The 16340-nt window shown below is 29.3% G+C and carries 14 protein-coding genes; 3 read left to right on the forward strand and 11 right to left on the reverse strand.

The window, feature by feature from the left end; translation table 11 throughout:
- The 10 genes from QK892_RS05460 to QK892_RS05505 all read right to left on the reverse strand — a co-directional run.
- A partial coding sequence (locus QK892_RS05460; protein ID WP_317272520.1) for a hypothetical protein occupies positions 1 to 271 on the reverse strand: 271 nt, incomplete at its 3' end.
- On the reverse strand, positions 258 to 2762 hold the full coding sequence (gene tagH, locus QK892_RS05465) for a teichoic acids export ABC transporter ATP-binding subunit TagH (RefSeq protein ID WP_317272521.1): 2505 nt from the start codon (positions 2760 to 2762) through the stop codon (positions 258 to 260). The genes QK892_RS05460 and tagH, both read right to left, overlap by 14 nt.
- An 18-nt stretch (positions 2763 to 2780) precedes the next feature.
- On the reverse strand, positions 2781 to 3584 hold the full coding sequence (locus QK892_RS05470; RefSeq protein WP_317272522.1) for an ABC transporter permease: 804 nt from the start codon (positions 3582 to 3584) through the stop codon (positions 2781 to 2783).
- A gap of 1 nt (position 3585) precedes the next feature.
- The gene (locus tag QK892_RS05475; RefSeq protein WP_317272523.1) at positions 3586 to 4914 is read right to left on the reverse strand and encodes a glycosyltransferase; all 1329 of its coding nucleotides are present in this window, start codon (positions 4912 to 4914) and stop codon (positions 3586 to 3588) included.
- On the reverse strand, positions 4868 to 6160 hold the full coding sequence (locus QK892_RS05480) for a glycosyltransferase family 4 protein (RefSeq protein ID WP_317272524.1): 1293 nt from the start codon (positions 6158 to 6160) through the stop codon (positions 4868 to 4870). The genes QK892_RS05475 and QK892_RS05480 overlap by 47 nt, the downstream gene beginning before the upstream one ends.
- A 375-nt stretch (positions 6161 to 6535) precedes the next feature.
- The gene (locus QK892_RS05485; RefSeq protein WP_317272525.1) at positions 6536 to 7873 is read right to left on the reverse strand and encodes a nucleotide sugar dehydrogenase; all 1338 of its coding nucleotides are present in this window, start codon (positions 7871 to 7873) and stop codon (positions 6536 to 6538) included.
- 133 nt (positions 7874 to 8006) lie between these two features.
- Positions 8007 to 9260 (reverse strand): iron-containing alcohol dehydrogenase, encoded by a 1254-nt coding sequence (locus tag QK892_RS05490; RefSeq protein ID WP_317272526.1) that lies wholly within the window; start codon positions 9258 to 9260, stop codon positions 8007 to 8009.
- A 400-nt stretch (positions 9261 to 9660) separates the two neighbouring features.
- The gene (locus tag QK892_RS05495) at positions 9661 to 10704 is read right to left on the reverse strand and encodes a conserved phage C-terminal domain-containing protein (protein WP_317272527.1); all 1044 of its coding nucleotides are present in this window, start codon (positions 10702 to 10704) and stop codon (positions 9661 to 9663) included.
- 152 nt (positions 10705 to 10856) lie between these two features.
- Complete coding sequence (locus tag QK892_RS05500) at positions 10857 to 11198, reverse strand: HRDC domain-containing protein (protein ID WP_317272528.1); 342 nt, start codon at positions 11196 to 11198, stop codon at positions 10857 to 10859.
- 198 nt (positions 11199 to 11396) lie between these two features.
- Complete coding sequence (locus QK892_RS05505; protein ID WP_317272613.1) at positions 11397 to 11888, reverse strand: nuclease-related domain-containing protein; 492 nt, start codon at positions 11886 to 11888, stop codon at positions 11397 to 11399.
- 157 nt (positions 11889 to 12045) lie between these two features.
- Here QK892_RS05505 and QK892_RS05510 point away from each other — a divergent pair, with 157 nt between their 5' ends.
- The 3 genes from QK892_RS05510 to QK892_RS05520 all read left to right on the forward strand — a co-directional run bounded on the left by QK892_RS05510 (position 12046) and on the right by QK892_RS05520 (position 15013).
- Complete coding sequence (locus QK892_RS05510) at positions 12046 to 13236, forward strand: SPFH domain-containing protein (RefSeq protein ID WP_317272529.1); 1191 nt, start codon at positions 12046 to 12048, stop codon at positions 13234 to 13236.
- 3 nt (positions 13237 to 13239) lie between these two features.
- Positions 13240 to 13662: a hypothetical protein gene (locus tag QK892_RS05515; protein ID WP_317272530.1), complete on the forward strand. Its 423-nt coding sequence runs from the start codon at positions 13240 to 13242 to the stop codon at positions 13660 to 13662.
- 334 nt (positions 13663 to 13996) lie between these two features.
- Complete coding sequence (locus QK892_RS05520; RefSeq protein ID WP_317272531.1) at positions 13997 to 15013, forward strand: hypothetical protein; 1017 nt, start codon at positions 13997 to 13999, stop codon at positions 15011 to 15013.
- A gap of 282 nt (positions 15014 to 15295) precedes the next feature.
- Here the strand turns inward: QK892_RS05520 and QK892_RS05525 are convergent, their stop codons facing one another.
- Positions 15296 to 16330, reverse strand: a complete 1035-nt coding sequence (locus tag QK892_RS05525) for an NERD domain-containing protein (RefSeq protein ID WP_317272532.1) — start codon at positions 16328 to 16330, stop codon at positions 15296 to 15298.
- Positions 16331 to 16340 lie beyond the last annotated feature (10 nt).

The following is a 16340-nucleotide window of genomic DNA, read 5'->3' on the forward strand; positions in this document are numbered from 1 at the left end:
TCTTTTTTATTAATCTTTCATATTTATCTTCTAATATAAATATCTCTTTATAATTGAAAAACCACTTTATCTCATTTAAAAGATTAATAACTAATTTTCCTTTTACATTTCTAATACCACTTAATGTCAAAAGTTCATTATTATTATCAAATATATCATTTATAATCTTAGTATCACTAATTATGCTAAGTAATGATTCATCAATAGAAAATAATTCATTTTTATTCAACTCATAATCTAATATTCTAGATCCAAGGCTAATTATCTTCATATCTTATACTATCCTTATCTGTTGGTGATGATGTACTGTCTTCGGTCCCTCCATTATCAGATAATGGTATCTCTACTTCAGATTCTCCATTATTCACAGGTGGTTCTGTACTTCCTCCTGTTTCTCCGCTATCTGTTGGAGGTTTTGTACTGTCACCGGTTCCTTCGCCATTGCTTGGTGGTTCTGTGCTATCACCAGTTCCTTCACTATCTGTAGGTGGTTCTGTACTGTCACCAGTTCCTTCATTATTGCTTGGCGGTTCTGTGCTGTCACCGGTTCCTCCACTATCTGTAGGTGGTTCTGTATTTCCTCCAGTCCCTCCACTATTGGTCGGCGGTTCTGTATTTCCTCCTGTTCCTCCGCTGTTGCTTGGCGGTTCTGTGCTTCCTCCACTATTACTTGGTGGTGTCGTAGTACTATCTCCTGTACTTCCACTGTTGCTAGGAGGTACTGTAGTTGTAGTGTCACCTGCTCCCCCTGATTCTCCACTATTTAAATCTTCTGAATTCGATTCATCAATCCAAATTGGTTCTTCAATCTCTTCTTCTTTTTGATTTTCTAGGTATTCACTATATTGTTCATTTATATTCTTAACTAATACATTATTCTTTAGAATTCTTTTATTTGTCGTTATAAACTTATAATTTTCCTTATCTGTTAAATTAAGAGCTTTTAATACTCCATCCTCTACTAGATCTCCTAATAAAACAACATCATATTTTACATTTGATATATTTATATTTTTATTCTTAAAGTCATCATAAAAATCTTTTATTGATGCTTGATCTATATTCTGATTCTGATATTTATTCTCTATTTCTTTAACTCTATCGTCTAATTGATCTTTATCTAACTTCAATAAATTTAAGAGAATATTCTCGTATACATTTATATCATCTAAACTATCACTATCTTTAATATCATCCTTATTAACTAGCACATAATTTGATATTTGAATATTAAAGTTTGTTTTAATTATGTTCTTGATATCCCCTATACTATTTATATCAATTAAATTAGTTAATTCATCAACCTTATCGTATGCTTGAACTTGTAAATTACCTGGATATATTATTCCATTTAACTCATTTTTTTCTTTAGAGTTTAATATTAATATGCTCTGAACCTTTTCATTTTTATATGTTACAATAGCATAATTATTAATTTTCATTTGTATATCACTAGCAGCTATCATATTTCCTGTAGTGTCCATATATATATATCCCGCTGAAGCTAATGATGTAACTAATGCAAATAATATTGAAAATATAATTAATCTTTGACTTTTTCTATTATTTATAGCTATTTGTTTTCTTATATTTTTATCTTCATCATTAATCTTTTTCCATATTGTATATGGTATAAATCTTTTTTCTTCAACTAAGTAATTTAAATATCCCTTAGCAGTGAAGATAGAAGCTATACCAGTAACTATGAAATTTGTAAGTACTGAAAAAGGAAAACTTATTATAAAAAAGTTTAATATTTGAGCTATTAATACAAATATAGCTGTCTCATACCTTTTCCTTAATAAGGATGGTATGAATCCAAATGCAAAAGTACTTATATCTATATTGTAAAATGCATTTTTAACCATATTTTTATCATTTACTAACGATACTTTTTTTATAAATTTACCAGTCGGTACAAACTTCTTAAAATTCTTATCTACAAGCTTGAACTCTTTTAGCAATGAGTGATCTTGATTCTTTAGTACACTTTTCTTATGTTCTAATCTTTCTTTATCAGTCATTTTATTTATTTTATTGATATATTCCTGATACTTAGGTAAAACTTCATCTACATCTCCATATTCCTTAAGTGTCCCATATTCAAGCCACATTGCCTTATTACAAAATTGCTTTATTTGAGGTAAAGCGTGACTAACAAAAAATATAGTCTTTCCACTTTCCTTAAACTCATTCATTTTATCTAAACACTTTTGAGTAAATGTAGGATCACCAACGGATAATGCTTCATCTATTACTAATATATCTGGATTAGTATATATAGATATAGCAAAGCCAAGTCTAGATCTCATACCACTTGAATATGTTCTAAGTGGTTGATTTATAAATTCACCTATATCAGCAAAATCTATAATTTCTTGTTTTATTTCTTCTATTTCAGCTTTTTTATATCCCATCATTAGAGCCTTTAACTCTATATTTTCAATTCCTGTAAGGAAATTATTCATTCCAATACCAATTGCTATAAGAGAAGCTTCACCATTTATTTCAATTTCTCCACTTGTAGGCATTGATACTCCGCCTAAGATATTTGAAAGTGTTGATTTCCCAGAACCATTAAGTCCTAATAATCCTACCACTTCTCCTTTTTTAACCTTGAAGGATATATCTTTTAAAGCATAAAAAGTTTTACCAGCTCCCTTTGGTAGAAGCAAATCTAATAACTTTTGTTTAGAGCTAGAATACATTTTATAGCCTTTGCTAATATTTTTAGCTATTATTGAATATTTCTTTTCCTCCATCTCTTATCCCCTTGCATTTTAAAGTAAATCCGAAAATCTATTTCTAAATTTCATATGAATTGCAGCGCCTATTAAAATCATTGCTATAGTCACTAGCCAATAGTATATTGTAAATCTAACATCTTCAAAGAACCATTTATTGTATAAAAATGTATTTCTAAAACCTTCTATTATATATATAAAAGGATTCATTTTTATAACTTTTAATGCTATTGGAGGTAAATTTACAGTATTCCATAAAATTGGAGTTAAATAAAACATAAATCTTAGTACAGTTCCAACTATTCTATTTATATCCCTTACCGCCATAACTAAAGCTGATGTTATAAGTGATATTCCAACTACTAATAATGTTGCTGCTAGTAAATAATATGGTATTTGAATATAATATATAGTTGCTTTATATCCGTTAAATACGTATATTATTATCATTATAAATATTACTGGTATATTATTTAATAACTGAGTTAATACAGTATAAGTTGGTATTATACTAGTTGGAAACTTCATCTTTGTTAATATTGATGCTTTTGAGTATATTGATAAAGCACCACTACTTATTGAAGAACTTATGTAAAACCATGGAATAAGTCCAGCTAACATCCATAGTAAAAAAGGATGTCCATCTATTGGTTTACCATTTCTTATTCCAAGCCCAAACACAAACCAATAAACTCCTATTTGAGATAATGGGTTAAGTATTATCCATAGAAGACCAAAGTATGTGTCTCTTAATGGTGTTATAAAATCATATAAAGATAATTTATAAATTTTATACCAATTTTTCTTATTCTCCTTTAAAATAAAAAGTAAATCTTTCATCCTATACCCCTACATTTATATCATTCTCTAAATTTACATTTTCCTTATATAAGAATTCATCATATATTCTTACAAACTTTTCTTTTTCATTATTCCAATTATACTTTTCTCTTGCCTTAATACAATTTTTCTTAAACATTGCATGTAATTCTTTATTTTCCAATAATGTATTTACAGCATCTGCTATTTCCTTTGAATTATGAGAATCTACCACTAATCCTACCTGCTCTTCTTGAACAACTCTCTTAATTTCAGGAAAATTACAAGCAACTACAGGCACTTGACTCATCATATATTCAAAAAGTTTATTTGAGGATGCTGAATAATGGTTAAAGCAAACATTATTTAAAACTTGAAATCCTAAATAAGCATTAGCAGTATAATATTTAAGCTCATCCACTGGAACCTTATTTAAAAACCTTACCTTTTCTTGAAGCTTTCTGTCATTAACCATTTTTATTATTTCAGGCTTTAACTTCCCATCACCTATAAAAACAGTAATTCCATCCTTAAACTTATCTATAGCTTCTACTATCTTTTCAAGCCCTCTACCTTCTTGTATTCCACCTTGATAAAGTAGTATTGGTTTATCTCTTGGAATATCTAGCATAGAATGTATATCATATTTGTTTTCTATAGAATCATCCTTAGTGTAGAAAGGATAATTATGTACAATATAAGGCAATTCTATGTTATATAAATCTTTAACATATTCAGCCCTAGTTCTATTTGTCATAATCATCTTGTCAATGAATTTAATTAAGAACTTCTCTATATAATAAGCTGCCTTACCATAACCAGTTCTAGAACTTTGAACTTCATGAGAATCATATACTAAATATCTTCTTTTTAAAATTTTACTGCACAAAATACCCTGAGGAAGTGTATTTAAATCATTGCTATGATATATATCAGCATTAAATTTAACTCCTTCAATTACCATATTTAAAAATATATGTGCTTTTATTAAGAAACCTCTTACTTTTTTTAGAGACATAATTGCTAAAAGTGCTACTAAAACTGTTGCAATTACTGGATTAAAATAAAAAATTATACTTAAAATAATAAATAGAGGTAAAGCTAAAATTTTTCTCTTCTTAATAATATTTATAATTTTATTAACAAGTAATATATATTTAGGATACCTACTTACCCTAACTATATTAAACCCATCTCTAGTCTCTCTTTTCTTTAAACCTTCTTGTTTTGGATCATGAATAGCTATAAGCTTAACATCATATCCTTTTTCTGCTAATGCTGAACACTCCCTTAACACTCTTGCATCATTGGTGAAGTGATTCCACACGAACATTCCTACCCTTTTTGACATAATCATTTCTCCTTGTAATTTTTTCAATTAAGTCTATATATTTAATTAAGTTATCTTCAAAACAAAAATTATTTAGGCAATAATTATTACCATTTAATGAATAATTCTCTTGCAATTTACTATCTTTGTATATTTTCAATATTGCATTAGATATTCCAACATAATCATCTGGTTCAACTACTATTCCAGAATTACTATCTCTTATTATCTTAGCTGCATAGCCTTCAACCCCTGCTACTATAGGTATTCCTATTCCCATATAATCAATTACCTTACCTGGTATAACAATATCAAAAGCACTATCTTTTCTTAGATGTGCTAGGGCTATATGGCACTTAGCCACTTCCTCAACAACTTTTTTCTTAGGCATTGGATCATATACTTTTATATTTGTTAAATTATAATGTTCTATTAATTCTAGAACCTTCTGTCTTTGTATCCCTGTTCCTATAATTTTAAATTCTATGTCTTCAATATGCCTTAAATTTCTAGCCACTCTTACAAGTGATGTAATATTTTGAGGTAATCCAATCATACCTGTATATATGGCAGTAAATTTCTTATGTTTATTTGTCTTCCTACATATTTCTCTGTAACCTTCAATTTCACTTTTCTGAAGTCCATTTGGAATAAATTCTATGCTATTTTTATAATTATTTTTAAGTAAATAATCTCTAAAACCATCGCTATTAATTACAATAGCATCAGTAAATCTAAATATAGCTTTTTCCAAAAGGTAAGCGATTTTTAGCATAAACTTATTTGTTCTAAATAACCCTACATTTTTAATACATTCTGGCCATAAATCCCTTATGTCCAATATGTACTTACATCTAAATCTAACTTTAGCTATTACTCCTAAAAGTCCACAAAAAGGAGATGGAATAGTTGCAATGACAACGTCATATTTGGTTTTATTTGAAATAATAGGAAGCATACTTGAAAAAAAGAAATAGATATATATATAAAGTCTAGTAAAAAAATTAGTATTTCTTTTAGCATCGCTTGTCCTAATTCTATGAATCTTGGAACCTTCATATATATCCTTTTCTTTATCCAAATCTCTATAACCATCTTCTTTATAAATTTCTTTATTAGGGTAAGATGGCTCTGATGTTATCACATCAATAGCATATCCTTCTTTCTTTAGTTGAATAACTAAATTAGTAACTCTATTAGCTCCACTACCTATTTCTGGATAGAAGCCCTCAGATACTATTAAAATTCTCTTTTTAGTTTTATCCATTATGTAAATTTTTCTCCTAAATATATTTACACTACTAGTGTTTTGCTTATTTAATAATTTATAATAAGCATTTTTGATAAATTTTAATTTTTTACATGATAATAAATGATAATTTTCATCATTATTCAAACGATAAATATTATAACATATTTAAAACAGTATTATAATTTGTATTTTATTTGTACATTTTTAGATTTAAATGTGTATATAAAAAGTTTAATTAAAATTTCTTTAAATTTTCGCTTATTTGCTTTGTTTTAGCTACTATCAGAGCCAATGCAGCTAAAATAAAAAGCAGGTGATTTTTGCTTTCACCTGCCTTATATCATTCACTGAGTGCTCGTGGGATACGAAGTTAGCCCACTTTATACTCTGTTATAATCTCCAATAAATAAATTCTTCTTTATTAAATCTACTTTTATTAAGTATTCCTTTAACATCTATTAATACTTTTTTTTCTTCTTTATCTTCAGTAATATCTCTTTCATCCAATTCCTTATACTTACTAAATATACTAATAAAATCTTCAAAATCCATATTTCTATATTCACTATGAGCTACTGTTAAAATAACTGCATCAACACCATTAATATTGTCTATCTCTTCTAAATCTAACTTATATGCAATTTTAAACTCATTTTTATCTGCAACAGGATCTGTAATAATTACATCTATATCATAATCTTTTAACTCATTTATTATATCTATTACCTTAGTATTTCTCGTATCTGGACAATCTTCCTTATAAGTAACTCCAAGTATAGCTACTTTTGCTCCTTTTACTCTTTTATTAGCCTTAATTAGGCATTTAACAGTTTTTTCAACAATATATTTAGCCATTCTATCATTTATTTCTCTTGCAGCTGCTATTACTTTAGATTCTAGGCCAATCTCTTTAGCCATATGAATTAAATAATATGGATCAACTCCAATGCAATGACCTCCAACTAACCCTGGATTCATTTTTATAAAATTCCACTTACTTTCTGCTGCTTCTATTACTACTTTAGTATCTAATCCCATTTTATCCAAAATAATTGCTAGCTCATTTACAAGAGAAATCATAACATCTCTTTGACAATTTTCAATTAGCTTGGCTGCTTCAGCAACTTTTATACTTTCTGCTTTATATATACCTGCTTCTATAACTAATTCATAAACCTTTGCTACAATCTCTAATGTTTCATCATCCATACCAGAAACTATTTTTACTATATTCTCTAATCTATGAACTTTATCCCCTGGATTTATTCTCTCTGGAGAATAACCAACCTTAAAATCAACTCCACATTTTAACCTTGATTCCTTTTCTAATATAGGTACACATATATCTTCAGTAACACCTGGATAAACAGTTGATTCATAAACAACTATTGATCCCTTAGATAAATTTCTTCCTATTATTTTACTTGCACATATTATTGGACTTAAATCTGGAGTTTTATCATCATTTGTAGGAGTCGGAACTGCTACAATATGAAAATTACATTCTTTAAGCCTACTTGAATCACTAGTAAATATTACATTTGAGTTTCTAACCTCATCATTTCCAACTTCACTTGTAGGATCTATTCCTAAATTATAAGTTTTAATTTTCTCTTTATTAATATCAAATCCAATAACATTTACTTTTTTAGCAAAAGCTATAGCTAATTGTAACCCCACATATCCTAACCCAATTACAGATAATTTAACATCTAACTTTTTTCTCATATTATTCCCCCATAAAAAAACTTCAAAAGCAATATACTTTTGAAGTTTTATCAATTGTTTATTAATCCCCTTTTTAGTCTACGCATTAAGAAATATCATTATTACCTTCTCATAATAATAAACTTTTTATTATTTAAGATATCATTCCATTAAGCCTCAAAAGAGTTAGCCTTTTACGCATGTATGGAGAATAGAGCACACAGTCATCAAACAAATTTTGACTTTTTCCTATATCGGCAACGGTTATTTTACAGCCAGCACGCTCCATTGCTGACTTGCATACTTCATAGGATGGAATACTTTTAATTATCTCTATTATCTTAGGCCAGAGTTCTTCCAGTCTTTTCGGAGTTACGCAATCAATTATATTGTCCGGGTGATTTAATTTTTTTACATCATCAGCAAGAGGCCCGTAAAATTCGTAAACTTCTTCCCATTTTACCTTTTCTTTTTGTGCCGTAATATTGGTGTGCCTTGCCAGCTCGTTATAGTATTTTAACATTTCAAGTGTGCATACTCCAACATCATCACCGTGTAAATTAGGAATTATTCCATCCTGCAATTCAATACATTCAATAAGGTGTGATATAATATGCTCCGAACCACTTGCCGGCCTGGAATTCTGCATGAAGCTCATTCCTATACCTGTCTTTAAAAGAGCTTCAAAAATTTTCCCCGCAGTGTGTTCATCATTTACCGTTACTCTATCAGCCATTTCAACAAGTTCATCAACTGCACGCCGGGTGAGAGTTGCCACCTTTTCACAGTATATCTCTCCAGTTAAAAGATTTGATATTTTCCAGTCAACAAGAGCTATGTTTTTTGCTATCATATCTCCAAATCCCGCAGATTTCAGTTCAGATGGTGCGTTTGCCAATATCTTTGTATCACCGATTATGACTTCCGGACTTTTTGCAGGGAAGCTGTTCTTAAATCCATTTTCAAGTATTGGGGAGCTATAAGAGGCAAACCCATCCATTGAGGGACCTGTTGCAAAAATGCATAGTTTTTTATTCTGATTAGCAGCAGCAAGTCTGCAAGGATCGTTGATAGAACCCGTACCCACCGACAAAATACCTATATCCCTATCCTTAACAAGCTTTTCAAGCTCTTTAACGTGCTCCATGGTAGCAACGCGGATAAAATCATAAATTTTAAAGAAAACATTAAAATCATTGAGGCTTTCAAGTATACCATCCGCTGCCTCAATAGTGTTCTTGTCTGCAACCAACAAGATATTTTTCGGGAAAGAATTTTCTTTTAAAATGTTTCCTACTTCCTGTACAAGACCAGAGCCTATGCGGATATCCTTAATTGTAGTTTCGTGGTGAAGTCCGCAAGAGCATTTCCCCTTTAAAGAATCTATAGTATTCATAATTTCAGACATTTTGACGCCTCCTTATATTAGTAAAATTATACCATTTACTATACCGCTTATAAAGAAATATATCTATTCTACGCTCCATAGTGCCTATAAGTGAGAAGTAACCAAATAATATTTATCATTTCCATAAATAACTACAAAATTATATTTCTAATATTTAATGATTATTAATTAGTAACCATTTTACGTTAAACACATAAATTGGTAATATAAAGTTAATCAATAGGACATTAATAAATAGTAAGTTTTTCCGCTCATAGTATAAACTTATTATATAAGAATTCTCCCAAATAAGTTTAAAAATATTATTTATACAAAAGATTTATTTAAATAATAGGAGGCTATATTTAATAGCTACAGCCTCCTATTATTTACTCCTTATAGTTATTGAGATAGTTCAATATTACTTATCCCATCCTAATAATTTTATTTCTAAGTCAGCATAATCATAATCTCGTCCCTTAAAGTTATCGAATCTTAGCTTTTTATAATTTCCATAAGTATTACTAGGTGAATACTTGCTATTAGAATTTTCCCTTGGAATAATCCTTTGATTTAAATATACTTCAAACTTATCTCCAAACAAAGTAAAGGGTGTTAAGTATTGCTCAAAGATAGTATTCTTCCACTCCTTCACCTTTTTATCAATAACAGTTATAAAATTCTCAATAGTAAAGCCTTCGGTTAGTCTAGCCTTAACTAAATTTATAGTCTTAGTGCTACTTACCTTATACATAACACCAACCTTAGAATTTAAATATTTAATTATACTATTTACATGTTCTTTTATATTATTATATATATTAGTTACTTTAGTAGATGAATTATTTAATAGATTAGTCTTTGTTGAACATTTCTCTGCATAGCCTCTGTGATTATTTTGGGATACCCTTTCTTCATTTTTATCATCACCCTCTTCAAAATCATAAAAATTACTGTTACCTTCTACATTATTAAAAACACTCTCTTCATTATTAATAACTTCCTCATACCCATTATTTATATCTTCATTATAAGAAGCTTCTAAAACTTCATTTATAATATTATCTCTATCTGATTTATTGGCTTGTCCACCTATCTTTTTATATTTACTATTAGAGTTATTATTATCATTATCCTTAATATATAATAATTCCTTATATCTATCCCCTATTGCATAATAAGAAAAAGTTCCACCTTCCTTTTTAGTATAATGAGATAAAATACCTAAATCCCTTAGCTTTAACATTCTCATCATAATAGTTCTTTTTCCTAAACCTAGGAAAGGTAGTTCATTTTCTATATTTTGATAACTTACCCAGTAATACTTAACTCCATCTATTACTTCATAGTTCATCCTTCCACTTTGTCTAAAATCATCAAAGAACCTAAGTATAGTAACATCCTTAACATCTAGATCTAACTCCATAATTTTATTAACTGAATACCCTAAAAATGAAAATTGCATATTTAATAACCTCCATAATTCTTAATCTTGAATAACCTGTCATTAAATAAGTACCCTCTTTAGGATAAAATTGAGAAAAATTTTTATAAAAAAATAAAAAAAGATATAAACTATTTGCTATGCAAAATTAGTAATATACCTTTCATCTTAAACTATTTATATTTTGAAATTATTTTTATTAAATCTTCTCCATACTTTTCAACTTTAATACCACCAAAGCCTGAAACTTCTTTTAGCTCACTATTATTTTTAGGCATCTTATCTATTAAATCCATCATCTGCTTATCATTAAAAATAAAGTATGGCTTATTTCCCTCTTCCTTGCTCTTTTTAAGCCTAAAATCCTTTAAACTATTAATTATCTCTTCATTTATATTAGCTTTATTTGAAGAACTTATAATGCTAACATCTCGACTTATTTCTTCAGTTTTCTTAGTACTAGTATAAGTATTAAGTTCATCTAGTAAGCTTTTATATTTATTAACATAACTCATTTTATCACTTTTATGCCAGCTTAATATTTTTTCAGCTTTTTTCTTTAATTTATCATCACTTAAAGATGATGAATTATTCTTCTCATTAGTTTGCTTAATAAAGTTAATTAATTGATCTGCTCTAATAACTTTATGCTTATCCTCCTTTTTAGCAAACTTATAATTTAATAAAGTTTTAGGATTTGCTAAAACAATTATTTATTTATAATTATCATCAAAAGTTTTTTCAAATAACATTTTCATAACTATGTTATTTTTACTTTCTTTAGCTAATCTAGTTAAAACTTCTAAATGTCTTTCATTTTGAGTTATAGGAGAATAAATTCCTTCCTTTATATATTTACCATTAAATTTATATGTTCTAATAAAATTACCTTGAGAATCTATTTCTATATTTCCAATTAAATTCTTGCACTCAATTATAAAAGTAGTTTTTCTTGTTATTACTATATAATCAATTTGAGCAGCTAAACCATCTATTTCTAGATTAATATCATGTAGAACATACATTGGAATATTACTATTCTTTAATTCAAAAGCTATATTGCTTTCCCCAATCTCTCCTAAATTAGCTATCTTTAGTTCTTTTTCAATTTTGCTTTTTAAATCCCCATCTGCCTTATCATAAAGTTCCCTACGTTTTAAAATATAATATTTTAGTTCACTTTCTTCCTTTTTTTTTAACTGAATACTCTAAAAATGAATAATACAACCCATTTATTACAATATGTAGAAATATATACAGTTTTTCGATATAATAAAGGTGTATAATTGTATAAAAATAGTTCATAAATAGTGTGTACCATTACAATAAAATACTATAAATGAAAAGAGGAGTGAGATTTCATTGGAAATAACAAGTATTATCAAATATGAGGGTGATAATAGCACTTTTGTGTGGAAGCACCCAAAAGAGGACTTTAATACTTCCTCTCAACTGATTGTTCACGAATCGCAGGAAGCAGTATTTTTTCTTAACGGTCAGCCGTTGGATTTGTTTGGTTCCGGATGTTACACCTTAGAAACAGGCAATATACCTATTTTACAAAAAATCAAGAATATACCTACTGATGGTATTTCTCCATTCCATTGTGAGGTCTATTTTATCAATAAAGTTGAGCAGATGTCTATCCAATGGGGAACTGACAGTAAGATTCAATATATGGAGCCAACCTATGGATTTCCATTAGACATCGGAGCAAATGGAGAGATGAGCCTGCGTGTACAAGATTCAAAAAAACTTCTTATAAACATTGTAGGGACTGAAAGATATCTATCCCAGAGTAAACTTGTCAATTACTTTCGTGCTTTCCTTATGACAAAGATAAAGACATATATTGCTCAAGTCATGAAGAATAGTGCAATCAGTATCTTTGAAATGGATGAACATTTAATTGAGTTCTCAGATGAACTAAAAAAACGACTAGAGGTGGACTTTTCAGATTACGGCATTTCACTTGAACGTTTCTTTGTAGCTTCCATCGCAAAGCCGGATGGTAATCAGCAGTATGAGAAATTCAAAGAACTTCACTTCCGTCAATATGCAGATATTACAGAGGCTAAACTTCAGCAACGTACAGCTGTTATTCATGCCGAAACAGAATCTCAAAAAACTGTTATTGCATCAAAAGCTATGGCCACTAAGAGAATACAGGAAGGATATACTTACCAGCAAGAACGTGGATTTGATGTTGCTCAGGATGTTGCTAAGAACGAAGCTGTGGGCCAGTTCACCAATATGGGTATTGGTCTTGGAACTATGGTTGGTGTTGGTGGTGCTGTAGGAGGTGTTGTTGGAGGGGCAATCAACGGTGCGTTCTCTGGAATTAATCAAACCCCATATGAACAAACTGCACCACTGAGAAATTCCAATCAAACTTTCTGCGATAATTGTGGAGCTGTGCTTGTTCCCGGTATTGCATTTTGCGAAGAATGCGGAACACCTGTTATGACGAAGCCAAGCTGTACGAAATGTGGATATGTCTATGAACGTCCTGGCAAATTCTGTCCAAAGTGTGGTACTAAGCGGGAGGTGTAAATAATGAAAAAGAATAGATTTATAGGAATTTCGGCATGGTTTCTTATATTGGTATTGGCAAATGTCCTTCTCTTCTGCTTAACAAAGGAAGTCAATGGAACAGTCATTGCAACTGCAATATTCGTTGAGATAGCATTTGTTTCTTCCCTAGTGTTCCAGTTGCTTATATGGCGTAGAAACAAGAATATTGATGAGCAATTCCTAAACATTCCGTCAATGGTTGTATTGCTGGGATATATGGTCATACAAATACCAATTTGTATTATTTTTGCTTTGGCTTCAAGTATTATTCCTTATAAAGCCGCGATACTCATTAATGCAATCTTGCTAATAGTTGCGTGGCTTCTTGTACTAGGAAGCATATCCGGAAATGATCATATTCAAAGGGTTAACAAAAGACAGAAAGATTATCATGTGAAATTATAATTGGGGGCGACTATCAATGAAACAATTAACGTGTGAGATGTGCGGAAGCACAAATTTAATAAAGCAGGATGGCTTGTTTGTTTGTCAGTCTTGTGGCTGCAAATACTCTGTTGAAGAAGCTAAGAAGATGATGATTGAAGGTACAGTAGATGTATCTGGTAGCACTATTAAAGTTGACAATAAAGACGAAATAAACGAACAAGTCTCTAATTGGGAGAAAATAGCTAGTGATGCATTTAATAATTCAAATTACGTGGAAGCATATACATACTATTGTAAGATACTAGAAAAACGCGTTGACTATTGGTTTGCAACATATCGAAAAGGTTTGTCTTTGGGCTGGCAAGGAAACTTGAAAAATATGCATACAAACGAAGTTTTGGGTGGAATTGTGGATGCTACAAAATTATTGTATGCTGATGATACTCAAACTGATTTGTTAAAAGCAAATGGTAGTTTAATAATGGCTACAGAGCTATATAATTGGATACAAGCCATTTCAAACTTGGCAGTAAACCATTGTAATCAATACGGAAGCCAAATTGTAAGTGTAGCACAACAATTCTATCAAGAAGAATGTATTGTTAGTCAAATGCTTAAGATAAACATGAATTTACTAACCGAATTCGTATATAATAACTACGAAGATAAAGATGGTTTTGAAAGAATTATTCGTTCTATTGCTTCCTTTTCTAGAAGCACTATACAAAATATGAATGCTAGATTTAGAATTAAGACCGGACGAAAATGGAATTCCTTCTGGGGAATATACGAAGATGTTTTTCAAGATGTTTATCCAGATTTCAATACAGTATCAGCTCGTAATGAATTGAATTCTGCGGTACAAACCTTAGAAGCCAATTTTGAGGTTTGGAAACGTAACTATACTGAAAAAATAGCAACAGAGAAAGCAAAAGCTTTAGATGCGAGAAGGAAGATTTTTTGGGAAAACAATCCATCAAGGTACGATCTTTATCAAAATAAATGTAATGAAATGAAATCACTATGTTCTAATATAGAAATTGCTAAAAAAGAACTTTCTAAAGCTGAAAAGGAATATCAACCATTTCAGAAGGAATTACAAGATATGCGTAATATGATAAATACAAAGAATACTGAAATCAATAGATTGAGCAAAAAGATTTTCGGTAAAAAGAAGGCTGAGGAACAGATATCTGTACTGGAATATGAAATATCAGTTATCAATGAACAAATTATATGCGTGAATCCTAAGCGAGAAACTGCAAGTAAAGAAGTTGATAAGTGTAAAAATAACTTAAAGAGACTTGAAGAATTTCTTTCTGAAATTAAGAAGGATATTGATCAGCTTGTAAGGGAAGCAGAGGCATAAAGATAGGTGAGTTTATGCACTAATATATGATAATACTCGTTCTGTTCTTGCGAAAATAATTTGTAGATACATGATATCAAGTTATAAAATTTAGGTTCTTAAATCAGGACCATCAGTTTAACGGGTGGTCCTGATTTACTAACTAAATACATATTTCTTTTCTAATAAAATTTATAGCATCCATAACTACATCTAAATCTAACCCCATATTTTTTTAGCTGAATACCCGAAAAATGAAAAAGATATATACTTTTGCTATGCAAATTAGTAATATATCTTAGCCTAATTATATTTTGAGATTATTTTTATTATATCTTCTCCATACTTTCCAACTTTAATATCACCAAAACCTGAAACTTGTTTTAGTTCAGTCTTGTTTTTAGGCATCTTATCTATTATATCCATCATCTGCTTATCACTAAAGATAAAATATGGTTTATTCCCCTCTTCTCTGCTCTTTTTAAGTCTAAATGCTTTTAGTTTTTGAATTATTTCTTCATTTATATTATTCGATTCCACCTTTATCTCAGAATCGCTTTTTATACTACTATTATAAGCATTGACTTCCTCTAATAAGCTTTTATATTTGTTAATATAACTCATTTTATCATTCTTATGCCAGCTTAATATTTTCTCTGCCTTACTCTTTAACTCCTCATCACTTAATGATAATGAACTAATTTTTACATTAGTCTGCTTAATAAAATCAATTAACTGGTCAGCTCTAATAACCTTATCTTTAACTTCCTTTTTAGCGAACTTATAATTTAATACAGTTTTAGGATTTGCTAATACAACTATTGACTTATAATTTTCATCAAAGACTTTTTCAAATAACCTCTTCATAATTATATTGCTCTTACTTTCTTTTACTAGTCTCTTTAAAACTTCTAAATGCCTTTGATTTTGTGTTATAGGAGAATAAATTCCTTCTTTTATATACTTCCCATTTATTTTATATATTCTAATAAAATTACCTTGAGAATCTATTTCTATATTACCAATTAAATTCTTGCACTCAATTATAAAAGTAGCTTTTCTTGTTATTACTATATAATCAATTTGAGCAGTTAAACCATCTATTTCTAGATTAATATCATGTAGAACATACATAGGAGTATTACTATTTTTAAGTTCAAAGGCTATATTGCTTTCCCCAATCTCTCCTAAATTAGCTATCTTTAGTTCTTTTTCAATTTTACTTTTTAAATCCCCATCTGCCTTATTATAAAGTTCATTAAGTTTTAAAATATAATATTTTAGTTCACTTTCTTCTTTAAAAAATATAGGCTTGTCTAACTTATTAAATAAAGCCATATTATACCTC

This window comes from Clostridium lamae (assembly GCF_033043255.1).
Classification (GTDB): domain Bacteria; phylum Bacillota; class Clostridia; order Clostridiales; family Clostridiaceae; genus Clostridium; species Clostridium lamae.